This window comes from Rhizobium phaseoli (assembly GCF_010668805.1).
GTDB lineage: Bacteria > Pseudomonadota > Alphaproteobacteria > Rhizobiales > Rhizobiaceae > Rhizobium > Rhizobium phaseoli_A.
Map to the genome: position 1 here is coordinate 71,694 of NZ_WUFT01000016.1, position 21,690 is coordinate 93,383.

Sequence of the window (21,690 nt, forward strand, 5' to 3'; positions counted from 1 at the left end):
GGACCAGGTGGTTCGCCAGGCGATCGGTCTTTTCAAGCAGAGCCAAACCGACGAACTCTTGCTGTGGCATATCCGGCCCTGCCGGGCAATTCAATGTCCTCAAATGAACGCTATGGTGTCGGCAAAACGTCACATGCCATCAAAGGCACGGTTGCGAATGACTCGCCACAGAATGGTTTGTGCAAAGTTTGAGTTGACGGTTTTCGATGGCGAGGCGACACTTGCACCGCAGCAAGGTAGGAGGAAAAAGATGGACGAGCCAGACCGCTGGCGCGATATGGCAAGCGCACCGAAGGATGGGAGTCGGATTCTCGTCACGATCCGTCCGTCCGAACAGGGACCGGCAGAAGTTGATCTCGCCTATTGGTCAAATGGCGATCGTTTCGGTGCAGAAGGCTGGCGCGCCTCCGACTCCTCGCCCGGCCGCATCATCGAATATCCGGCGCCGGAACTGAAGTGTTGGATGCCCATGCCCTCTGCCAATCTCAATCGCACCTCGATGCCCTCCCCCTGGGAAGGCGATGACACCCAGCAGCTCGACGGGGCAGGGATTTAAGAACTGGCCCCCACGGTGAAGCGTACCCATCAACGGCTGCATGGGCGTCTTGGAGGGCGGCCTCGAGTGGGCAGCCCGAGCCGTGCAGAATACCTTCAAATGGGCGTCTTGAGGGTGGGCGGCTAGCCGGGCTCTGGCGGCGTGGTCGACACTGCCCCTCCCGTGCACGTAACGGAAGTCTTGGCGTTCGCCGCTGTGGCACCATCTTGGTGCCATGATCTACTTCACCAGCGATACCCATTTCGGTGATCCCCGCGTCCTCAGGATCGACCGCCGCCCCTTCCCGGACATGGCTGCTCACGACGTCGCATTGATCGACAACTGGAACGAGGTCGTGTGTGATGATGACGACGTCTGGCATCTTGGCGACTTCATGTCTTCGCGCGCTGGAGATTGCGACGAGCTCCTGTCACGACTCCACGGGCGAAAGCACCTCATTATTGGGAACAACGATCCTGCCACAACAACGCAAGCCGAAGGCTGGACCAGCGTCCAACACTATGCCGAAATTCGCACCGACCACCGTCTCTTGGTTCTCTGCCATTACGCGTTCCGGACGTGGAACCAGATGGGCAAGAAGTCGATCAACCTGCATGGCCATTCACATGGGCGGCTGAAGCCGCTCCCCCGGCAGCACGATGTCGGCGTCGATGCGCAGGGGCTCCGGCCCGTGACCCTGGAGGCTATATTGAACGAGAAAAACCGTCGGCCCTCTTCGCCGCAGGGTTTATAGGCATCTCGACTCACGTTAGTGCGCCCTTGGATGTCTTCCCAATGGGCCGCCAGACAACGCCATTGCCAAACACCGCTCTTCAACTGAATGCAAGATGAGATCGGACCCATTGATTAGGCACAGCCCCGCCGCCCCGTGACGGCCCGATGTCGATCGAGATCGATCCGGGTGCCGGCGGCATGGTTTCCGGTCCCTATTTCAGCTTTCCGGGCTACAATCTTGTCAATCGCCACAAATCGATCTCGCGTGGCGACTGGGTCGGCAACTTCTCCTGGTTGCGCCGAGATGGCGTCTTCGCCGATATACCGGGGGGCGGCTTTTCGACATGTCCTTCAGTAAGGTCGTGCCGCACCAATTCATGACTGGCTTCCGTCCCTGGGAGTTCCAAGGTCGGGTACATGCAGGGGTCGTCGTCGGCTGGGTTCACAACCCGGCCGCTTTCATCGTCGAAAAGCGGCTCGGACGGGGCAAACTGGTTGCGACGACATTCCGGCTGGATCAGGAAGCGCCGGACGTCGACCCACTTGCAGCCGCCCTTTACGATAGCCTCCTCTCACTCGCCGCACGACAGTGACGAAAGAACGAACGATGTGCGGATTCGGGCGCCATGACGAAAGGCCGAGACATCCTGCCCGAATGTGCTGTCGTCGTATCACGCGCGCCGAACGGATCGACGATCGAAAGCTCGCGCACCCGTCGCACAGCCATGTGCTTTTAGCGTCACCTTCTTATTGAGTTCACTCCATGCCAGTGCATGATCGCTATATGGTCCCGCTCCTCGGCAATCTGTACGGCTACAAGCGTGCGCGCTTGGCTCATGCCGAATAGGCCCCCGCATAGCGATAGGGAGTATCGACTGCCATCATCGTAACGATTGCACGGCGGTTTTCGCGGTTTTTTATGGCTAGAATGCCCCCAGACGTGTCGAAAAAAGGCAACGGTCCAACGATGAATTGAACAAAACCCTGGACGGCGCCTTATTGCTTTGAAGCTCCACAAGGGCCAGAACCATGAATGTCAGCCAAGCGATCGACGCGTTCGAACAGTGGCTCAGAACGTTCGTGCTGAGCGAATGGACGCTCTACCAATTCGCGGTCATCGCCCTCGGTTACCTTGCCGCCTCCTTGTTAGCATCCCGCACTGAACCTGCTTTGGAATCGAAAGCGAGGCGCATCAAAGGTAATCCGGACCTGTTGCGCGTCGTAATCGCCTTTATGCGCCGCTTGAAGTGGTTATTTCTTACGGCATGGTTATGGCTGGCAAGCGTCGTGCTGACCCAAAACACCTGGCCCTCGCAACGGTGGCTGGTTTCGACTGCCCTGACGCTGACTGCGGCATGGTTCATTATCTCCGTGCTGACCAAGATCATCCGCAATCCCACCTTGTCGCGTGTCGTCGCGATCTCCAGTTGGACTTACCTCGCTTTGTACGCACTCCGGCTTGATGCTCCGGTACTCTCCGCGCTCGATGGACCGGCTGTCAGTTTGGGGGCGGTGCGCTTTTCGCTCCTGCTTGTGCTAAAAGTCGTCGTCTTGGCCGCCGCGCTCATCTGGGTCGCGGTTCTCATCGGCAATGTGCTTTCCCATTGGGTGCAGAGGTCGGGGGACCTTTCGCCCTCGATCAAGGTCCTGATCAGCAAGTTCATAAAGATCGGCCTGATCATGGTCGCCGGCGTGATCGCCTTGTCCGCCACCGGCATCGACCTCACCGCATTGACCGTTTTTTCTGGCGCGGTTGGCGTCGGTATAGGGTTCGGCCTTCAAAAGGTCGTATCGAACTTCGTCTCCGGCATCATCATCCTCCTCGACAAGTCCATCAAGCCAGGTGACACGATCACGCTCGGCGACACCTTTGGGTCGATCCGCGATTTGCGCTCGAGGTTCGTCTCCGTCATCACCCGTGACGGCAAAGAATACCTCATCCCCAACGAGGACTTCATTTCCCAACAGGTCGTCAACTGGTCCTTTTCCAGTGATTACGTCAGGATCGATGTCGACTTCGGCACGGCTTATGACAGCGATCCGCATGAGGTTGTAAGGATTGCTATCGCAACCGCCTCAACGGTTGACCGCGTTGCGAATGAATACAAGGCACCGGTATGCTGGCTTACCTGTTTTGGCGCTTCCTCGCTCGACTTCCGGCTCCGCTTTTGGATATCCGATCCTGCAAACGGTCTGACGAATGTCAGGGGCCAAGTGCTGATGGCACTATGGGACGCCTTTAAACAAGCCGGCGTGTCCATCCCGTTCCCACATCGCGAAATCATCATGAGAACACCTGTTGAGATCAGGCAATCGCGCGGGGACTAAGAGTCGCATCAATGACCTCCCAGCCACTTTTCTGGGGGCCGCATGACGATGCAGCGGCAGTTGCTTCCTCGTCATCACTTCAAATGGTGCTGCTCGGCGTTACCAGGCTGCCAGCCTGGTCATGCCCGGCAAAAGCAATATTGCGGTAAAAAAATATATCCCACAGGGAACCAATGGGAGCCTCCCCCGTTTGCTTCAGTTATCGCTCCGCCTGATCAGGGGGATCAGCCGCAGGGCGTTCCGAAATGCTGCTTGCGCTGATTGTCGGGATAGGGACGGCCGCTTAAGAGCTAAAGGAATTCACGGTCGCTGATGTCAAATGTTGAGGAATTTCCGGGCGCCGGGCGGCGGCTCACCGAGTATGAGGCGTTGCTGGCCGCCGGCCCGGGCGTTCTTAATGCCATACCAGGGGCCGTTTATCTCTGCGATCATGAAGGTTGGCTAATACGCTATAATTCGGAGGCTGCCGAACTTTGGGGGAGATTTCCGCCCCTAAACGGGGCGCGTGAACGCTTCTGCGGATCGCATGCCCTTTTTCGCCCCGATGGCGCGGCGCTTGAACACGATGCCTGCCCGATGGCGGCGGCTGTTTTCAGGGGCACACCAACCCGCAACGCGGAGCTCGTCATCGAAAGACCGGATGGCTCCCGGTTCGTTGCTCTGGTTAATATTCGCGTTCTGAAGGATCAGCACGGGACGGTCCAGGGCGCGATCAGCTGTTTCCTGGACATTTCCGAACGTAAAGCGATGGAGGAAGATATCGGCCGCAAGGCTGACGATCTCGAGGACTTTTTCGAAAATAGCGCGATAGGCCTTCACATTGTCAGCGGCGACGGCATCATTCAGCGAGCCAACAAGGCCGAGCTTGCTCTTCTCGGCTATACCTCCGAGGAATATGTCGGCCGGCATATAGCTGAGTTTCACGCAGATGCGCCCGTTATTGGAGACATTCTTCAGAAACTTGCATGCGGCGACAAATTAGACCGTTATCCCGCGCGAATGCGCACGAAGGACGGGTCCATCAAACACGTGCTGATCACGTCCAACAGCCGCTTTCAAAATGACAAGTTCGTCAATACGCGCTGTTTCACGATGGATGTCACCGATCTTCACGAAGCCGAAAATGCAAGGCGCGACAGTGAGGAGCGCTTAGCCGCGACCTATGAGGCGGCCACGATAGGAATTGCCGAGGCCGACAGTGAAGGACGGCTCCTGCGCGTCAACGACGCTCTTTGCGTAATGCTGGGGCGCTCCCGCGAGCAACTGCTCAGCACGACCTTTTTCGACTATACGCACGAAGGCGATCGGGACGAGGACGCAACGCTTTATGCACGCCAGATCAGCGGCGAAATCGACAATTATGTTCTGCGTAAGCGGGCGGCAAGACCCGATGGAATGATGGTCTACCTCGATGTTTACAGTTCTTCAGTCCGGGACGCATCCGGTAGCTTTCGCTATGGCGTGCGCGTCCTGCACGATGTGACTGTCGCCAAGCAGATGGAGGATCAGATTCGCGAGAGCGAACAGCATATGCGCGATCTTCTCGAGGCGCTGCCGGCCGCCGTTTATACGACCGACGCAACAGGCAGGATAACCTTTTACAACAACGCAGCAGTCGAGATGTCGGGTCGCACACCTCAGGTCGGGGATATGTGGTGCGTCACATGGCGTCTCTACAATACCGATGGCACCCCCTTGCCGCACGACCAGTGCCCCATGGCAACCGCGCTTAAAGAAAATCGTCCGGTGCGGGGAGCGGAGGCGATCGCTGAGCGGCCGGACGGCAGGCGGGTGCCATTCATCCCCTATCCCACCCCGCTGCGTGACGCAGATGGCAAACTCATCGGCGCTATAAACATGTTGGTCGACATCACCGAGCGCAAACAGTCGGAAAACAGGCAAAGAATCCTGATCGACGAACTCAACCATCGGGTCAAGAACACGCTTGCCACTGTTCAGTCGCTCGCACGGCAAACGGCTCGATACGCTGAAAGCCTTGCGGATTATTCCGAGCGGTTCGAAGCAAGGCTCCTTGCTCTTTCGCGTGCTCATGATTTGCTGACCCGGCGGCAATGGGATACCGCCCCCTTGGATGCGCTTGCCCGCGAGGTTCTGATGCCTCTTATCGGTGACGTAACTCATCGAGTCCAGTTCGACGGAACTTCCGTCAACCTAGACTCACGCACCGCTTTGAGCCTGACAATGGCTTTGAATGAGCTCGCGACTAATGCCATCAAATATGGAGCGCTCTCGTCCCAGACGGGAAGGCTTTCAGTCATGTGGCGCGTGGAAGAGGAGCGCGGCCTTCAGCCGACCGTGGTCCTGGAATGGCGCGAGTACGGCGGCCCTCAGGTCACGCCGCCTACGCGCCGCGGGATCGGCAGCCGGCTGATGGAACGCTGCATTGAACGGGATCTCGGCGGCGAGTTTGATCTTGCTTTTGAGCCCAGCGGTGTGGTCTGCCGCATGTCGATACCTGCGGGAGTACTACAGGCATGACTGCATATTCCGGCATTAAAGTTCTCATCGTAGAAGACGAGGGTCTCGTGGCTCTTATGATCGAGGACATGCTTCAGGATCTTGGCTGCGAAGTCATCGCATCTGTCGCCCGAGTGTCCGAAGCCAGCGGAATCGCCGCCACCGCCGAAATCAACCTCGCGGTACTCGACATCAATCTGGCTGGACAACCGAGCTTTCCCGTTGCTGAAATCCTGCGCGACCGCGGGGTGCCCTTTATATTCAGCACCGGTTATGGGAGGGAGGGCCTCCCCCATCAGTTCACAGGATCTCCTGTGCTCGGAAAACCCTTCTCGGCGAGTGACCTTCAGCGGACGATGGCGAAAGCCCTTGATTGCCCTGCGATAGATTGATCGCCTGGGACGGAGGGGACGATGGCGAAGATGACGTCCTCCAGCGCCAATTCATCTCTCACCTGGCGCGCTATGACACGCTCTATTCCCGCCTCCGACGTCCGATTGTAGGTGAAACGCCCCTAGAAAGAGCGCCGACCTATTTTGTTTGATTTTGTCGATCGAGGACATCTCGGACACGGATAGCAAGATCCCCAAGTGAAAAAGGCTTCTGCAGGAGGTCAACGCCCTTGTCGAGCCGGCCGTGGTGCACGATGGCGTTGCGGGAGTAGCCCGCCGTAAACAGCGCCTTGACGAAGGGCTGGAGCTCCCTCGCTTTCGCGGCAACATCTGCGGCGCTCATGCCACCGGGCAATACCACGTCGGTGAAAATGAGGTCCACGGGCCGGTGCTCCGTTAGAACTTGCAGAGCCGTCGGACCGTCCCTGGCTTCCAGAACGCGATGGCCAAAGCTCCTTCAGCGACTCCACCGAATACATCAGGACGTCCGGATCATCTTCTACGACCAGGATGATCTCTCCGACCGCCGCTTCAGGCAGTGGAAGGCGTTCTCCTCGGTGCGACGGCGTCAAAATGGAAAAAGAACTCGGCACCTCCTCATGGAGGTTTTGGCCGAGGATCCGCGACCTGTTGGTCTCTGATGCCCATTCAACCTGTACGAAGGCCGGACTTAAGTCGGGCTGGCGACCTTATGATCCGCTCCTCATATTTATGTTGAGGTAACGCGAAGGTCCATTGGGGGGTGGCATAGGAGTAGGAAATGCAGTTCGGGTCCGACAACCACAACCATCAAGATTGCTGTTCGCAAGGCCATAGCGCGGCATCGACCATCGCAACGATATCAGCAGCCCTTTCCGCTGATCCCGATATCGATAGCAGTGCCATTGAGATGAGGGTGCTCGGCCCCATCGTTCTGCTCGAGGGCTACATATCAAAAATCACGGACCGAGAAAAAGCGATCGCGATTGCTGCGATGGTCGTGGGCCTCGAGAACGTCCAGGACCGGATGCTGAGCCGGCTCCCCCCGCGGTAGGAGCGGTATGCGTAGACAGTGGGACTAAGGTCCCGGAAGCCCCGGCCTGAAGTCCCATCCCCGGAACACTTCCTGCACTGGCCAGTTTTGGTCCCGCACTGAAACAGACCCTTGAAGGAGGAATATAAATGAAAACCGAGGTTGTAATAATCGCGGCTGGTATGCTGCTTGCATCGACATCTGCCTTTGCCCAGTCGTCAACAGTGACAGGCGCAGTAGGTGGTGCTGCGACAGGTGCAATCGTCGGCGGCCCCGTCGGTGCTGCTGTCGGGGGCATTGTGGGCGGCGTGGCAGGTAGCGTCATTGATCCGCCCCCGCAGAAAGTGGTGACCTATGTTCAACAGGCTCCTGCACCCAGCGAGCGGGTCGTGGTGAAGGAAAAGCTGGTCGTGGGGCAGCCCCTGCCGGAGACCGTGGTCGTGACGCCAATTCCCGATGATCCGAAGTACTCGTACGCGATCGTAAACGATCAGCGTGTGATCGTCGAACCTTCCTCCAGAAAGGTCATCCAGGTCATCCAGTAACAGACGGGCGGCTCCAACCGCCACCAACAACGAGGTACGCATGCACCGCATGAGATGCGGCCACCATGGTGTGCCCCAAACCTCGGAGTTTGATTATGAAAAGCAATCATCTCACAATGATGCTCGCCGCGCTGTCGCTGGGCGTATCGCCGCTTTCAACATTGCCGGCAGCAGCACAGCAGGACGCCCAGAAGAGTGGGCAGGCTCAATCCGGCTCGCAGCCGGAGGCGAAATCCGGCTCTAACGCCACCGGCACGGGCACCAACTGCACCCCAGACGCCTCGGGAGCCTGCCCACAAGGCAAGGATCAGTCGTCGCAGCAGCAATCCGGCCAGGGTTCGAATATGAAAAAGAGCACTGCGCAGCCTTCGAACGACAACACCTCGACGAGCGGGAGTGCCTCCGGCAAGTCTTCGACAGAAACCAAGTCCGGTGGCACGGACGCCAGTGGTGGCAGCACCACCACCGAACAGAAGGCCACCACCAAGTCCGGCGGCACGGAGGGCAATGGCTCGGACACGTCAGGCTCGAAGAGCAGCACGCAAAATGCCAAACCTGCAGAGGGAAGCGGCAACCCCAGCACCACGCAAAGCGGTGACGGGTCGAAGCAATCGACAGATCAGAACTCGTCGACGACCAACAAGAACACTAAGAACACGTCCACTGACAATCAGACTTCTAACGCCAAAACCAGCGTCAACATATCGGTCGAGCAACAGACCGAAATTCGAACGGTGGTGAAGGAAGTCCATGTTGCACCAGTGAAGGAAGTGGGCTTCACCGTCTCCGTCGGAACGAAAATCCCGAAGAAGATCCGGCTTGAACGGCTGCCGACACGCATTGTGAAGGTCGTTCCGCAGTACGAAGGCTACCGCTTTTTCATCCTTGCAGATGGACGAATAGTCATTGTCGATCCCGATGCCCTGACGATTGTCTACATCATCGAGGCCTAACCTTCGTTCCCGGCGGCGTCGTTGCGCCGCCGGCCGCAGGAGCTATCAAATGATCTATCATGAAGATAAACCATCCGGCGCGACCTTTCCCGTCGTGGTCATACTGATTGCTATTGTCGCGATTATCGGGAGTTTGGCACTGTCATCCGGCCGCCAAACTCCAGCGCGAGTTTGGGTTCCCCAGATTTCTGCAGTCCACTGATCTCATTTCATTTGCTCGTCACAGACACTGGCGTGGGTGAATTGCGAACGCCACCTGGGGATTGCTTTCGTCGAACCCTGATCTATTTCGTCCCTTTTGGGCCCACGCGCCGGATCTTCGTTAGAAGCTGCAGAGGTCGGCAACATCAACGCTGCCGACCACGCGAAGCGGTTGAGAGACAACCCGAATCCGGCTCTCGGTTTAAAATCTTGATGTGCTGCTGCGCGTAATCCCGCTACAGGCTTCTCCTCCGGATGGTCTTGTTGCCGCGGGGGCCGGTTTCCTGTGGCGTGTTCTTCACATTCTCGTCAAATAGGGCCCGCCATCGGGACAATCGATCACGAGACAAAGATCCGGCATCCACGGCCGACTGCACTGCGCAGCCAGGTTCGTGCTGATGGCTACAGTCCCGGAACCGACAATTTGGCGCCAGCTCCGTTATTTCTGAATATAGTGCCTCGATTCCATCGGCAGCGTCGCTCACCTGGAGGGTACGCATTCCAGGCGTATCGATGACCCATCCGCCCCCTGCCATTGGGTGAATTGAGCGTGCTGTTGTCGTATGGTTGCCCTTGGCATCATGCTCTCGAATGCCGCCGGTCTTTTGAGACTGGTCACCGCGTAGTCCTGCCAAAGCATTGACTAACGTCGATTTGCCCACCCCGGAGGAGCCGACAAGCGCGATCGTCTGTCCGGGCTGACACCAGGCTGCGAGAGCGGCCGCGGCATCTAGGGATCGCGCGTCCAGTACCACGACGGGCAGATCGCGTTGAAGCGCCGCTGCGTCGCGCCTATAGATGCTTACCTCTTCGGTGCTATCGGCTTTTGTGAGGACGATTACGGGCGTCGTTCCTGCCTGATTGGCGAGTGCGATGTAACGTTCCAATCTGGCGACGTTGAAATCCAAATTGCAGGACGTGACAATCAACAATGTATCGACATTGGAAGCACCGAGCTGGAAGGTAGCTCGGCCTTCGGTCCGGCGCTGCAGCAAAGTCCTGCGCTCCAGACGCCGGACCAACGCATGATCGCGCGGCTCGACCAACACCCAGTCGCCCACGGCGAACTCGCCGGTGTTGACTTGATGCGATATCTTCAGCTTCGCTAGACCCGTTGGCGAGACAATGCTCAGACGACTGCGATGAACCTCGGCAATGCGCCGTGGGATGAGATCGCTCTCCGCTAATGTAATCTGATCCGAGAAGAATTCAGACCATCCCTGCGATTTGAGGAATGCAGATTCACTTTCAAGGTTCAAAAACCAAGGAGTGGGTGCTGTGTCGCGTTCGATGAGCTATCTCCGTCCTGTGGAAACCGGCGGTCTCGGTTAGGCGGTAGTACCACATTTTTTCCGGCATTGTGCTGATCATGCGTAATCACCGGCAGCTTAGAAAAAGCTGCTTTTGGCGGCGATAGCTACCCTAGGCAAGGCTGGAATAATTGCTGACCGCCCCAGTTGACACCTAAAAGGGATGTTCATCAACGCTCTTTCGGCTTCCGCCTCGAGCGCGTGAGTCCTCCCTGCAACACTCCTAGTAGAAATCTCGCAAATAGCGTCAGAAACCAACTTCACCGTCGTCAAACGGATCCGACGCAGCCATTCTCGTGAGTGCACGTCACAAGGTGCCAAGGAGAACGAAATGCGGCAAGATCCTCAAATTATCCCAGAGAAACGGAGAAAGATCTCCGATCCCTATGACGTCGACTACTTTGCAAAGAAACATGGGATAAGCTCCAAGGACGCGTCGCGGATTATCAACCTGCATCGTTCCGATCGCGACTCGTCGGACCGGGCTGGATACCAATTGAAAAATACGCTGTGAGAAAGCGTTCGTGTTAATGCTCCTCGGCCCGGTGCCGTTCTGCTTTACCCTACCGATTTCGAGCGATGCCCAAAATCATTTCAAAGGACATTTATCACAAGGGCGGTACGGCGACCCTTAACCAAAGACGTCGAGCGCAAGCGGCGCCCATCTGCTCGGGTTATGAGGAGAGGTAAGCTGGAGCTCTGTTACGCGAAGCGCATCGCGGTTCTCGCGCGCGCCTTTGCGGCAACTTCGTCTCGATCGCGAGGAGGTTGAGAGGTCTCAAGCGAACCAAGCAACTCGTGGGCGCACCTCGCGATCGCATGGACCGCCTGCTCGAAGGCGGCTTCATTGCGTTTCGACGGCTTGGTGGCTCCGCTCAGCTTGCGAACGAATTGAAGCGCGGCGTCATGGATCTCCTCCTCCGTAGCTGGCGGATCGAAATTGAACAGAGGTTTGATATTTCGGCACATGACTTGCTCCTGGTCGTCTCCTCTCTTCCACCGAGAGAAGGATTGGTTCACATAAAGTAGTCGCTTGAGCCTGATTTACAAACGGACCACTTGGCCGCGGCCGCATCACGCACCGCGAGGCTAAAGCAGCGTCCTCATTTCGGCGTCGCCCTCGTTGGCTTTGGCGTTTTAGTGACCAGGTTGCCGAATATCAGGTTGGAATGACGATCAGGCCCCAAAGGGCTCCCCCTTCTCTGTCGGGCAGCACGCTAAGCCCGGCAGAAGGCTTTCGAAGCGCTGTCTGCCGGCTTTCTTCGATCTGCGCTATGCCAGCTTTACGACCTTGGTCAGGTGACGGGGAGAACCCGTATCGATCTGGCGAGCTTGAGCGGCGCGTTCACCGAGGACCTGCAGCGCTGGAAGGAGGACCAGACCCGCGAGCGAGAGATCGGCATCGACGGGGAACTCCACATCGCCTGGGCCGCCCAAGCCAATGACGACCGCACCCTTTTCTTTCAATTCGCTCACCAGCTTTATTTCCGCCTCTCTCTGGTCCGAGCTGTAGAGCATCACCACAGCCGTTTTTCCGTCGACGAGGCTGATCGGCCCATGACGGTATTCCAGAGGGTGGAAGGCTTGCGTCATGACCTGGCTCATTTCCATGAGCTTCAGCGCGCCTTCCAGGGCGATGCCGAACAGCGGACCTCCGCCGAGAAACACGAAGTGTGTTCTGTCTGCGATGATGCCGGGAAGCGCATTATCGAGAGCGCCGGCGAGCTTGCGGGCGGAGCCGACAACGGAGCCCGGCACATGCTGCCCGATCATCTGCAGCCCGAGGAGAACCATCAGGCTTGCCGAGACCGTCATGACGATACCTTCATCCGGATGGGTTTCGGCAGAAACCAGCCGATCGCAGTTTTTGGCAAGAGAGCTTTCCGGTTCGACGGTTAAAGCCGTGACGAATGCGCCAGCGGCGCGGCTCGCTGTCGCTGCAGCGACTGTCTCCGTCGTCTCACCACTCCGAGAAAGCGCCACCACATGCGTGTCACGCCACTCGGACCAGAATGCTGAGGGCCGGTTTACCCATTCGGCGCCAGGGACAGCAATCGCCTTTCGCCCGGCCATATTGGAATAGGCCGCAAGCGAGAGCGCGAGATTGAAGGAAGTGCCGCAGCCTACAAAGACAAGCAGCTTGGCGCTGTCAACAGCGAGGTTAACGCCAATGGCCTTTTCCCAATAGGGAAATTGCTCGAAAATAACCTTTTCGGTCGTATTCATGAAGTCTCCGATTATTTGACCGAACCAGCCAGCAGGCCGCTGACGAGGTAACGGTTGAGAAAAATAACGACGAGGGCGGGGATAACGATCGCAATCGAGCCGCTGGCCGTGATCAGCCCGTAATCGATGAAGTTCTTCGTCACGAATTCCGGGATGAGCACTGTCAAGGGCTTGGTCGCCTGCGGCGAAAAGATGAGCGGGACAAGGTACTGTCCCCAAGCCCCCAGGAAAGTCAGGATCGCCGCTGCCGTCAGCCCGGGTCCGGCGAGCGGCAGGACGATGTTGAAGAAGATGTAAAGCCTGCCTGCGCCATCGAGCTGCGCTGCTTCCTCCAGCGCGATCGGAAGAGCTTCGAAGACGCTCCGAAGCAGCCACAGCGAAAGCGGCAGGAATGCCGACACATAAATCAGCGCGATGCCGACATAGGTGTCGACGAGATGCAGCTTGATCATGATCTGGTAGAGCGGGATCAGCACCGCGTAAGCGGGAATGGCGAGCGTTGCAACGACGGCAACGAAAAGTGTTTTCCTGCCGGGGAACTCAAGCCGGGTGAAGGCGTATGCTCCGAGCGCCGATATTGCGACGCAGAACAGCGTGGCTGCAACCGACGTCACGATGCTGTTCAGCAAAGCTGCGCGAAACTGCTTGAAGACCTCCACTCCTCCGATCCGCGCAATGTTAATGCCGAGCAATCGCGAATAGTGATCCAGCGTAAAGTGCTGCGGAAAGAAGTTGATAGGCCGGACCGAAAAGTCTTCGCTCGGCGTGGCCGAGCTCGCAATGGTCCAGTAGATCGGCCCCAAAGACCAGATCAACAGCACGAGGACACCGACCCAGATCATCAGTCGATAGGCAAAATCAGCTTTCATCAGTCGAACCGTGTGTTGCGGTAGACGCGAAGGACATAGACGAGCGAGATCAGCAGAGAGACCAGCGTGATCACCACCGACAGCGCCATTCCGTAGGAGAAGCGGAGGTTCTGGAATGTTTCCAGGTAGATCTGGACCAGCACCGGCCTGGTTTCGAGGCTCGCACCTGCCAAGACCCAGGCTTCATCGAAGAGGTTGAAGGCGTTTACCGTTGCGTTCGTCATCGCGACCGCGATCGCACTGCGAACGAGCGGAAGTGTCACCCATGCGAACATCTGAATGCGCGTGGCGCCATCGATCCGAGCGGCCTCGTAGAGATGCTTGGGTATGCTCTGCATGGCGGCGAGAACAATAACGATCGTCAGCGGCATCATTCGCCAGACGTGTACGATCGTCACGGCGACAATTGCGCTGGGGCGATCGTTGAACCAGACATGATTTTCAAATGCGAGCCCGAGCGCAGAAAGAATACCATTCAACAGACCCGCACCCGGTTGATAAATCCAAAGCCAAATGACCGAGTTCACGACACCAGGCAGCGCCCAGGGCAGGATCACTGCCGCCAGAACCCACTGGCGCCCGACCTTGATCTGATTGATGAGCGCGGCCGCAAGAACGCCGAACACCGTTTCTGCGATGACGGCGAGAACGACGTACATGATTGTGTTGCTCCAGGCCGTCGCGAGCTGGCCGTCGGAGAGCATCCGGCTGTAATTTTCGAGTCCGACAAAGGGGGTGCCAGCCTGCATGGGATTGACCCTGTGCAGGCTGTCCCAGACCGTTCGCCCCATCGGGTAAAAGACCAGCGCCGCCATCGTGATGACGATCGGTGAGACCAGCAGAAGCCCAAGCGTGGTATCGGCATTGAAGCCGACACCACGCTTGCTCGGCAAAATCTCGGACGCCAAGGCAGTCATTGTGCCATCGCCTGCTTGGCAGCCGCCGCGACCGCCTCCATCGCTTGATCGACGCTCATCTGGCTTTTTGCCGCACTGTTGATCGCCGTATTCACACCACTCGAGAACTGGGGGTACCAGGGCGGCGTGCCTTGCGGGAAAAGAGGCTCGACGGTTTTGGACTGCGCCACCAGAACATCGCCGCTATTCAGCTTGCCGGCGTCGTTCAGCTCGGAGAGGGCGGAAGTGCGGGTTGGCAGAAAGCCGTTTGCGGCATTCTTCTTTTGATAGTCCCGGCTCGTAAACCACTTCACGAAGGCGATCGCCGCCTCCTTGTTCGGAGAGACGTTTGGTATGGCAAGGGCTTCGGGAAGACCGAAGCTGCGCGTTTCGCCGCTCGCGGTCGGCACCAGGATGGCCTCTACCTGGCCGGCGACCTTCGACTGCTTGGGATCATTCATCTGCCCGAGACGTCCGGGCTCGCCAGAGATCATGATACTGGTGATGCCCTGCCCGAACATGCTTTCGTTGATCTGGCTGTCCTTGAGGCCGGTGGATGCCGGATCGACAAGCCCCTCCTTAAGAAGCATGAGCTCGAAAGCCAGCGCCTTATAACCAGCCGAGTCCGGAGATGTGAAGAGCGGTTTGAAGTCCTTGTCGAATAGCTCGCCGCCAAAGGCCTTCGTCAAGAGATACCAGCTCGTCGAGGCACCCTCCGTTGCCGAAAGCGGCAGGCCGATCGGGTACTGGGCGATGCCCTTTTCCTTGATTTTCTTGGCGGCCGCAACGAGATCGTCCAGCGTATTGGGCATTTGCGATACACCGGCATCGGCAAAATGCTTCTTGTTGACCAGCATGACTCGGAAGTCGTTCGTATAGGGAATACCGAGAAGCTTCCCATCGACGGTGAAGATCTTCGCCACGCCGATATCCTTGACGGTGTCGGCATCGATCACATCATTCAGCGGCAAGAACCAGCCCGCGGCACTGAATTGCCCGGTCCATGACCAGTCGAATTCGGTGACGTCGGCCGGCGCGGTGCCCGCGACCAGGGCCGTCACCAGCTTAGGCCGGATATCGTCCCAGGAGAGCGTCTGCAGGTCGACATGAATGCCAGTCTCTGCTTCGAAGTCTGTCGCGATGGTCGGACCCTGGGGCGACGGCATCAAGACCGTGATCGACTGGCCGGCGAGCGGCTTTGCGTCGTCAGCCAAAGCGGGCATGGCAATGGCCAAGGCCGCTGTACCAATTAGTCGCAAGACGAATTTGTGCATGTTCCCATCCTTCGTTGTTCTTGATGCTCCGTTTAAGTCGCCTGCGCGCCAATGCTCTGGGCAGTGACCGCGATTTGCCCGACCCAGCTCTCACTCAAGGGCCAGTCGAGAAGTTGGGCAGCGGCCAGAAGCGCGCCACCAATGGGGGAAAGTCTCGGTGGCGCCGGAGGCTTGCCAATTTCCCGCTCAAGCGCCTCCAAAAGGAGCCGGCTGGAAAAGCTGCCGCCTGCATAGGTCCAATCGGCATTGGCGTCGCAATGCCGGGAGATCGCACGGTAGTGCTTTGAGAGTTCATCGGCTGCCTGCTCCAGCAACCCGATGGCCCCCTCGTCGCCATCACACGCGACCCGATCCACGAGAGCTGAAATCGCTGCTATTTCCGCTCTTGGGTTTGAGAGCGAGCTCACCCAGTCGCCAAGCCCGTTCATGGGATCGGCGGGATCGATGCGGAGCTGGTCGAATAAAGCCGTCGACAGAGCAGTCGCGCGAGCCCGCCCGTCCAGGCTTTGACTGATGAGGTTGAGCGCCCTCCGCCCAATCCAGTGGCTGCTTCCTTCGTCGCCGATCAGATCGCCCCAGCCGCCGGTGCGGGCCGAACGACCGCTATCGTTGCGTGCCCACGCCATCGAACCCGTACCGGAGAGAATGAGTATCCCAGGGTTTCCGCCAAAAGCGCCAAGATGTGCCGCATCGACGTCGTTGAGAACCTGGCTTAGTGCGGTCGGAAAGGCGCGTTGAATTGCATCGCGTTGCAAGGCGGATAGGCGTGCGACCTCGCCATAGGCTGGAAGCCCCGCGGCGACCGCCATCAACTTTGGTTCATTGCAGAAAGGAAGCAGATGCTGCTCCAGCTCTTCCAGCCAGTTCGGATTGTCCATCGGATTGACGCCGCGGCCGCGGGAGCTGCGCAAGATGCGGCCACTCCGATCTGCGAGGGCGACCAAAACCTTGCTTCCACCACCGTCAATGCCGAGGATCAGCTCGTCGCTCATTATTTGCCCCGCAGCTCCGCAATCGTGGCCTCGACGCCGAAACTGGCCAGTTCCTCGCGCCAATGGCGAGGAAGTGCGGAATCGGTAATGACCTTTGCAGTGTTGAGCGGCGCGACCTTGTAGGTCGCCATCGTTCCGAACTTCGATGAGTCGGCCAGGACGAAGCGATTTGCCGATCGAGCCAGCATACGTCGATTGAGGCTGGCTTCGGCGCTATCGACGCTATAGATGGCGCCGTCGGGACTGATGGCGCTTGCGCCAAGAAAGAGCTGGTCGAACCAGATCGTCTCGATCATCGCTTCTGCCTGTGGCCCGACCAATGATGCGTTTTCGCTGCGTAGCTGGCCGCCGAGAAGCACCACGTCGAGGTTCGGAATGTTGAGGAACTCCTGCGCCACCGTCAGGCCGTTTGTAAATATCCTGAGCGGGATCGGGTTGATCCTGATGAGGCGTGCGAGCTGCAGGACGGTGGTGCCCGCATCGAGGAAAATTGCCGCGCGCGGATGCAGCAAATCATAGGCAGCAGTCGCAATGGCGCGCTTGGCCGATAGATGACGCTTTTCGCGCTCCTGAAAGGCAACCTCGACCGAGGACCCGTCAGCAATGCGGGCTCCGCCGTGCACACGATCGATTGCCCCCTCCTGCTCAAGAATCTGTAGGTCTCTGCGTACAGTGGCAAGCGATGCCCCGATCGTGTCGGCAAGTGCCTGGATAGTGGAAAAGCCGTTCGCGTAAAGATGGCTGCGGATAGCATCCAAACGGTCGACCTTCACTCCGCCTGCCTGATTCACCGGAAGCTCCTGCGAGAATATTTGCGATACCGATCACATTTTCTACCCTATGCAATCAGAGTCAATCATAATCTTGATGTTTTTTGATTTTATCGTTGCAACTGGTCAAAGTATCCCGTGGTCCCCCTGGCCCCCGAAAAGGATCCCAGAGACGGTTTGTCAGTGGCATCGCGCGAGAGCGCTGAACGCGCTCTGCGTTTTCAACCGCTTCCGACGCGAGGTCAGAATGTCTGATGGAGTGCGTCGCCGGTTGACGTATGGCCAAGCAATTTTAGCCGGGCGCTAGGCTCTATTGCGAAGCTCTTGGAGAGTCGGCGCGCATCGATAAGCCCTGAGCCGGCACTTCGGGATGACGCCAGGAGCTCTGGACGGCCGGGTTTGATGTCAGGTGACTGGCGCCGCCGCAGGCGCGCGGCGACGCTCAGTGACGTAGTTACAATTCGATCCACGGAGGGTTGTCTGCCCTTAGCGAATATGCGGATCCCTATCGTGTCGCGAACGGAATAGGGCTGCGCCGTCGATCTCTGGCGCCAGTAGATCATGTTTCTCAGCACAGGCGACAAACAATCCGCGGGCGGTTTCCGCTTCGATCTCGCCCCGCAGAGCCGCCGCACACGCTTTCAATGCAATGGCATGCCCATTGTCCCTGAGCGATGCCGGCCACTCGACCAGATGACGGTATGCGTCCATTACCGAACGAACCTTGGCCGGAAAACCAAGTCCGACCAGAATAGAAACAGGCTTTTCGAACATGTCGGGTTTCATCTTTCTCTCCCTTCCAACCCGTACGTTCCAGGGCGCCGTCGCGACGGCGCCCTTTGACGTATTCAACTCATGCGACCTTTCGGGCTTCGATTTGTGCCGGCGATGACGATGCCAGAGCGTTTTGGATGTCAATCTTTCGCGGTTTCAATGCCTCGGGGACTTCGCGAACAAGATCGATAGACAAAAGGCCATTGCTGAGATCGGCTCCATTCACACGTACATGATCGGCAAGTTCGAACCGGTGCTCGAACGGCCGACCGGCGATCCCACGATGCAGATAGCCTTCCGCAGAGGCTTCCTGCTTCTTCCCGGCCACGGTGAGAAGGTTGGATTGGAAGGTGATGTCGAGATCGGCTTGGGCGAAACCGGCTACCGCAATCGAGATCCGGTAGTTGTCGTCACCTGTCTTGACGATGTCATAGGGTGGCCAATCGCTGAGTGAGCGCGCGCGCTGAGCATTTTCAAGAAGATTGAAAACCCGGTCAAAGCCAATGCTCGAACGGAACAGGGGTGCATAGTCGTAAGATGTTGCCATAGCCATATCCTCCTTGAAGCAACATGGGTACAGAAGTGCTGGAAACATGCGCTTCCAGCAAGGCCAGCCCTGTCGTTAGCCGCTGGCGGCATTTTATTTGGTTTAGGGGATTCAAGTTTCAAGCAGGTCGTTGCGAAAAATTTTCAGTCGGGCAGCAAGTCGCGTAAGCCAACTGAACAAGCTCGTCGTCGGCGGGTTTCCAGGGCGTCTTTCTAGACAGTGGTCTTGTCGTTTTAAACTGCCTTGTCGATTGGCGTCATTGACGAAGAGGGGCTCCGGGCCTGCTGAATTCGGGCAGTGCGTTTCGTGGGAACCCCTGGTCAGCTAAACTCGTTAGAAGCCGTCGGCAAAGACTCGCTTCTCTGATAGTTTTCCCTGCCGGCGCGTTCGATCGGCGTTCTCCTTCAAACTGCGAGCCTTTCGGTGGCCCACCCGCACCTTCGATCAGAAGATCCCGAGCTGGAACGCGCAACCCGCAGCGGGTTGCCCTCGCTTGTCCTTGCCGCTTTAGGCGTTGTCTACGGTGATATCGGCACGAGCCCGCTCTATGCGTTCCGCGAAGCCCTCCGTGCAACGGCCGGGACCGGCTCGCACCGAGACAATGTACTCGGCATTCTCTCCCTCATCGTATGGGCGCTGACGATCGTCGTGACCGTCAAATACGTGACCTTCGTCCTAAAGGCGGACAATCGCGGAGAGGGCGGCACGCTCTCTCTCATGACACTCGCGCGCGATAGCCTCATTGGCAGACCTGTCTGGGTCCTCGTCCTCGGTGTCGCCGGTGCATCGCTCTTCCTTGGCGACGCGATTATCACTCCGGCTATCTCGGTTCTCTCGGCTGTCGAAGGTATTCAGGTCGTCGCACCCGGACTTTCAGCCTGGATCGTCCCGTTCACGTTAACAATCATAGCGCTTCTCTTCTTCGTCCAGCGTTTCGGGACTGGAGGCGTTGCCGCCGTGTTTGGCCCAGTCATGGCGCTATGGTTCCTGGTGCTGGGCGTTAGTGGGGCGATCCATATTCTCGACGACCCGGCAGTTCTCTGGGCTGTCGATCCGACCCATGCGCTTCGCTATGCGGCAAGCAACGCCGGCACGACGATCACCGTGCTTGGCGCAGTCTTTCTCGCAGTGACGGGAGCCGAAGCGCTCTATGTCGACCTCGGCCACTTTGGACGCAAACCAATCGTTGCTGCCTGGTTCATCCTGGTCTTCCCCTGCCTTCTGCTAAACTATTTCGGACAGGGCGCATTCGTGCTTTCAAATCCGGAGATGGCTACCCACCCATTCTTCGGCATGCATCCGGACTGGGCAAAAATCCCAATTGTCTGCCTTGCAACTGCGGCAACCGTGATTGCAAGCCAGGCGGTCATTTCGGGAGCCTACTCCCTCGTGCGTCAGGCCATGCACCTGAACTTGCTGCCGCGGCTCCAGATTCTGCACACTTCTGAAACGCATTCCGGGCAGATCTTCATGCCTCAGGTGAATTCCTTCCTCTTCATCTTCGTGGTCGCTTTGGTGCTCCACTTCCGCAATTCCAGCGGGCTTTCCGCCGCCTACGGCATCGCCGTCACCGGGGAGATGCTGATTACATCTGTGCTTCTCTACGTCGTCATGCTGCGGATCTGGAACTGGAGGACGGCCGCCGCGGCAGCTGTCGTGGTGCCGCTCTTTCTCATCGACGCTGGCTTCTTGGCGGCAAACGTCGCTAAATTTGCTGACGGGGGCTGGGTGCCGGTTGCCGTCGCCTGCACGATGGGCCTGATCATGCATACTTGGATGTCCGGGCGACGTCTGCTTACCGCCCGCACTAAAACCGAGGAAATCCCCTTGTCGTCAATCATTGACAAGCTGGCAAAGAAGAAGCCGCTGACAGTTCCAGGCACGGCCATCTTCTTGGCGAGTGACGTCGAGGGCGCGCCGACAGCGCTCCTGCACAGCCTCAAGCATTACAAGGTTCTGCATGAGCAGAATGTCATCCTCAGCGTCGTGACGGCGACGACGCCCTTCGTCCCGGATGAAGAAAAGATTTTCCTGGCGAGCTTCAACCCATTGTTTTCTCGACTGGTCATTACCTTCGGCTATATGGAGACGCCGAACATTCCCCGCGCGCTCGCGCTCGTGCGCAAGCTCGGGCTGAAGTTCGATATCATGTCGACGTCCTTTTTCCTGTCTCGCCGAACGATCCTGCCGTCGAAGAAGGGAGGGATGCCCTTCTGGCAGGACAGACTGTTTATCGTCCTTGCCCAGAACGCCGGCAATGCGACGGACTACTTCGGGCTTCCCAGCGGCCGTGTCGTCGAGCTTGGCCTTCAGACGGTTCTTTAACCCTGATGGGCGCCCACAACCGTCCTGGACGAGTGCGCGACCGCCTCGCGGCCCCGGTTCGTTTCGCTACTGTGTCACACGAAGGACCGCTGAACCCGTTGTCAATCGACCTTCAATATCCCGATGAGCCTCGACGATGTCGTCGAATGGATAAATGCGCGTAGGGTCGACCCTCAGAACACCCGATTTGATGGCCGCAAACAGATCGGCGGCGGCCTCAGCGGTCTCGGCAGGCGTCGAAACCTAATGCTGCAGCATTGGCCATGTGAGATGCAGCCCGCGCGGACCAAGTTCGTAGGGGTCAATCGGGGTGATCTCGCCGGACGCCTTACCGAACTGGACTACGGTGCCACGAAGTTTGCGTATGGCGAGCGAACCACGGAATGTAGACAATTGAGCGGCGAGTTGACGGGGTATCGAGAGCTTTTTATTTTTCAGCAGCGGCGAAAGCGTGCGGCATCAGGAACGCAGCAAGCTCCGTTATAACATTCGTCAGATCCCCCGACTGTTCGCAAAGCCTTCGACGAA

Annotated in this window: 22 protein-coding genes and 1 pseudogene; 11 read left to right on the forward strand and 12 right to left on the reverse strand. The window is 58.1% G+C overall.

Annotated elements, in window-relative coordinates:
- The first annotated feature begins 250 nt into the window (after positions 1-250).
- From GR197_RS23180 to GR197_RS23205, 7 genes are all read left to right on the forward strand, one after another.
- Positions 251-556 (forward strand): hypothetical protein, encoded by a 306-nt coding sequence (locus tag GR197_RS23180; RefSeq protein ID WP_164013799.1) that lies wholly within the window; start codon positions 251-253, stop codon positions 554-556.
- Positions 557-770: 214 nt separating this feature from the next.
- On the forward strand, positions 771-1,289 hold the full coding sequence (locus tag GR197_RS23185) for a metallophosphoesterase family protein (protein WP_164013801.1): 519 nt from the start codon (positions 771-773) through the stop codon (positions 1,287-1,289).
- Between the two features lie 146 nt (positions 1,290-1,435).
- The gene (locus tag GR197_RS32455) at positions 1,436-1,651 is read left to right on the forward strand and encodes a hypothetical protein (RefSeq protein ID WP_246724666.1); all 216 of its coding nucleotides are present in this window, start codon (positions 1,436-1,438) and stop codon (positions 1,649-1,651) included.
- Positions 1,615-1,863, forward strand: a complete 249-nt coding sequence (locus tag GR197_RS32460) for a hypothetical protein (protein WP_246724667.1) — start codon at positions 1,615-1,617, stop codon at positions 1,861-1,863. Before GR197_RS32455 ends, GR197_RS32460 begins: the two co-directional genes overlap by 37 nt.
- 436 nt (positions 1,864-2,299) lie before the next feature.
- Positions 2,300-3,598 carry a mechanosensitive ion channel family protein gene (locus GR197_RS23195; protein WP_164013803.1) on the forward strand — a complete coding sequence of 433 codons (1,299 nt, stop codon included), beginning with the start codon at positions 2,300-2,302 and terminating at the stop codon, positions 3,596-3,598.
- Between the two features lie 312 nt (positions 3,599-3,910).
- Positions 3,911-6,097, forward strand: coding sequence for a PAS domain-containing sensor histidine kinase (locus GR197_RS23200; protein WP_164013805.1), 2,187 nt, complete (start codon positions 3,911-3,913; stop codon positions 6,095-6,097).
- Positions 6,094-6,468, forward strand: a complete 375-nt coding sequence (locus GR197_RS23205; protein ID WP_164013807.1) for a response regulator — start codon at positions 6,094-6,096, stop codon at positions 6,466-6,468. The genes GR197_RS23200 and GR197_RS23205 overlap by 4 nt, the downstream gene beginning before the upstream one ends.
- 139 nt (positions 6,469-6,607) lie before the next feature.
- On the opposite strand, the gene GR197_RS23210 is transcribed toward GR197_RS23205, so the two are convergent.
- On the reverse strand, positions 6,608-6,904 hold the full coding sequence (locus tag GR197_RS23210) for a response regulator (protein WP_348643294.1): 297 nt from the start codon (positions 6,902-6,904) through the stop codon (positions 6,608-6,610).
- Positions 6,905-7,228: 324 nt separating this feature from the next.
- On the opposite strand from GR197_RS23210, the gene GR197_RS23215 reads away from it, so the two are divergent.
- From GR197_RS23215 to GR197_RS23225, 3 genes are all read left to right on the forward strand, one after another.
- Positions 7,229-7,501: a BON domain-containing protein gene (locus GR197_RS23215; RefSeq protein WP_164013809.1), complete on the forward strand. Its 273-nt coding sequence runs from the start codon at positions 7,229-7,231 to the stop codon at positions 7,499-7,501.
- Positions 7,502-7,629: 128 nt separating this feature from the next.
- Positions 7,630-8,025 carry a DUF1236 domain-containing protein gene (locus GR197_RS23220; RefSeq protein WP_164013811.1) on the forward strand — a complete coding sequence of 132 codons (396 nt, stop codon included), beginning with the start codon at positions 7,630-7,632 and terminating at the stop codon, positions 8,023-8,025.
- Between the two features lie 95 nt (positions 8,026-8,120).
- Entirely contained in the window at positions 8,121-8,978 is an 858-nt protein-coding gene (locus GR197_RS23225; RefSeq protein WP_164013814.1) for a DUF1236 domain-containing protein, read from the forward strand.
- Positions 8,979-9,415: 437 nt separating this feature from the next.
- Here the strand turns inward: GR197_RS23225 and rsgA are convergent, their stop codons facing one another.
- From rsgA to GR197_RS23275, 10 genes are all read right to left on the reverse strand, one after another.
- Positions 9,416-10,438, reverse strand: coding sequence for a ribosome small subunit-dependent GTPase A (gene rsgA / locus GR197_RS23230; protein ID WP_164013815.1), 1,023 nt, complete (start codon positions 10,436-10,438; stop codon positions 9,416-9,418).
- Positions 10,439-11,191: 753 nt separating this feature from the next.
- Complete coding sequence (locus GR197_RS23235) at positions 11,192-11,458, reverse strand: DUF2277 domain-containing protein (RefSeq protein WP_164013898.1); 267 nt, start codon at positions 11,456-11,458, stop codon at positions 11,192-11,194.
- A 303-nt stretch (positions 11,459-11,761) separates the two neighbouring features.
- Complete coding sequence (locus tag GR197_RS23240; protein ID WP_164013817.1) at positions 11,762-12,715, reverse strand: SIS domain-containing protein; 954 nt, start codon at positions 12,713-12,715, stop codon at positions 11,762-11,764.
- 11 nt (positions 12,716-12,726) lie between these two features.
- Entirely contained in the window at positions 12,727-13,560 is an 834-nt protein-coding gene (locus tag GR197_RS23245; protein WP_204330356.1) for a carbohydrate ABC transporter permease, read from the reverse strand.
- Between the two features lie 23 nt (positions 13,561-13,583).
- A complete protein-coding gene (locus GR197_RS23250; RefSeq protein WP_164013822.1) occupies positions 13,584-14,501 on the reverse strand; it encodes a carbohydrate ABC transporter permease in 918 nt (305 codons plus the stop codon).
- On the reverse strand, positions 14,498-15,754 hold the full coding sequence (locus tag GR197_RS23255; protein ID WP_164013824.1) for an ABC transporter substrate-binding protein: 1,257 nt from the start codon (positions 15,752-15,754) through the stop codon (positions 14,498-14,500). The genes GR197_RS23250 and GR197_RS23255 overlap by 4 nt, the downstream gene beginning before the upstream one ends.
- Before the next feature lie 32 nt (positions 15,755-15,786).
- On the reverse strand, positions 15,787-16,746 hold the full coding sequence (locus GR197_RS23260; protein ID WP_164013826.1) for an N-acetylglucosamine kinase: 960 nt from the start codon (positions 16,744-16,746) through the stop codon (positions 15,787-15,789).
- Complete coding sequence (locus GR197_RS23265; protein WP_164013828.1) at positions 16,746-17,537, reverse strand: DeoR family transcriptional regulator; 792 nt, start codon at positions 17,535-17,537, stop codon at positions 16,746-16,748. The genes GR197_RS23260 and GR197_RS23265 overlap by 1 nt, the downstream gene beginning before the upstream one ends.
- A 465-nt stretch (positions 17,538-18,002) precedes the next feature.
- On the reverse strand, positions 18,003-18,302 hold the full coding sequence (locus GR197_RS23270) for a DUF982 domain-containing protein (RefSeq protein ID WP_164013830.1): 300 nt from the start codon (positions 18,300-18,302) through the stop codon (positions 18,003-18,005).
- Between the two features lie 67 nt (positions 18,303-18,369).
- On the reverse strand, positions 18,370-18,837 hold the full coding sequence (locus GR197_RS23275; RefSeq protein ID WP_164013831.1) for an Hsp20 family protein: 468 nt from the start codon (positions 18,835-18,837) through the stop codon (positions 18,370-18,372).
- Between the two features lie 423 nt (positions 18,838-19,260).
- On the opposite strand from GR197_RS23275, the gene GR197_RS23280 reads away from it, so the two are divergent.
- The gene (locus GR197_RS23280; protein WP_164013833.1) at positions 19,261-21,162 is read left to right on the forward strand and encodes a KUP/HAK/KT family potassium transporter; all 1,902 of its coding nucleotides are present in this window, start codon (positions 19,261-19,263) and stop codon (positions 21,160-21,162) included.
- Positions 21,163-21,228: 66 nt separating this feature from the next.
- Here the strand turns inward: GR197_RS23280 and GR197_RS32470 are convergent.
- Positions 21,229-21,372: pseudogene (locus tag GR197_RS32470) on the reverse strand (zinc-binding dehydrogenase); the annotation flags it as partial.
- Positions 21,373-21,690: the final 318 nt, after the last annotated feature.

What these genes read in the sequence shown, in the direction of transcription:
- GR197_RS23225 (WP_164013814.1), top strand. Translation starts at nt 8,121, where the DNA reads ATGAAAAGCAATCATCTCACAATGATGCTCGCCGCGCTGTCGCTGGGC.
- GR197_RS23185 (WP_164013801.1), top strand. Translation starts at nt 771, where the DNA reads ATGATCTACTTCACCAGCGATACCCATTTCGGTGATCCCCGCGTCCTC.
- GR197_RS23260 (WP_164013826.1), bottom strand. Translation starts at nt 16,746, where the DNA reads ATGAGCGACGAGCTGATCCTCGGCATTGACGGTGGTGGAAGCAAGGTT.
- GR197_RS23275 (WP_164013831.1), bottom strand. Translation starts at nt 18,837, where the DNA reads ATGGCAACATCTTACGACTATGCACCCCTGTTCCGTTCGAGCATTGGC.
- GR197_RS23205 (WP_164013807.1), top strand. Translation starts at nt 6,094, where the DNA reads ATGACTGCATATTCCGGCATTAAAGTTCTCATCGTAGAAGACGAGGGT.
- GR197_RS23240 (WP_164013817.1), bottom strand. Translation starts at nt 12,715, where the DNA reads ATGAATACGACCGAAAAGGTTATTTTCGAGCAATTTCCCTATTGGGAA.
- GR197_RS23250 (WP_164013822.1), bottom strand. Translation starts at nt 14,501, where the DNA reads ATGACTGCCTTGGCGTCCGAGATTTTGCCGAGCAAGCGTGGTGTCGGC.
- GR197_RS23255 (WP_164013824.1), bottom strand. Translation starts at nt 15,754, where the DNA reads ATGCACAAATTCGTCTTGCGACTAATTGGTACAGCGGCCTTGGCCATT.
- GR197_RS23195 (WP_164013803.1), top strand. Translation starts at nt 2,300, where the DNA reads ATGAATGTCAGCCAAGCGATCGACGCGTTCGAACAGTGGCTCAGAACG.
- GR197_RS23215 (WP_164013809.1), top strand. Translation starts at nt 7,229, where the DNA reads ATGCAGTTCGGGTCCGACAACCACAACCATCAAGATTGCTGTTCGCAA.
- GR197_RS23270 (WP_164013830.1), bottom strand. Translation starts at nt 18,302, where the DNA reads ATGAAACCCGACATGTTCGAAAAGCCTGTTTCTATTCTGGTCGGACTT.
- GR197_RS32455 (WP_246724666.1), top strand. Translation starts at nt 1,436, where the DNA reads ATGTCGATCGAGATCGATCCGGGTGCCGGCGGCATGGTTTCCGGTCCC.
- GR197_RS32460 (WP_246724667.1), top strand. Translation starts at nt 1,615, where the DNA reads ATGTCCTTCAGTAAGGTCGTGCCGCACCAATTCATGACTGGCTTCCGT.
- GR197_RS23235 (WP_164013898.1), bottom strand. Translation starts at nt 11,458, where the DNA reads ATGTGCCGAAATATCAAACCTCTGTTCAATTTCGATCCGCCAGCTACG.
- GR197_RS23180 (WP_164013799.1), top strand. Translation starts at nt 251, where the DNA reads ATGGACGAGCCAGACCGCTGGCGCGATATGGCAAGCGCACCGAAGGAT.
- GR197_RS23220 (WP_164013811.1), top strand. Translation starts at nt 7,630, where the DNA reads ATGAAAACCGAGGTTGTAATAATCGCGGCTGGTATGCTGCTTGCATCG.
- GR197_RS23200 (WP_164013805.1), top strand. Translation starts at nt 3,911, where the DNA reads ATGTCAAATGTTGAGGAATTTCCGGGCGCCGGGCGGCGGCTCACCGAG.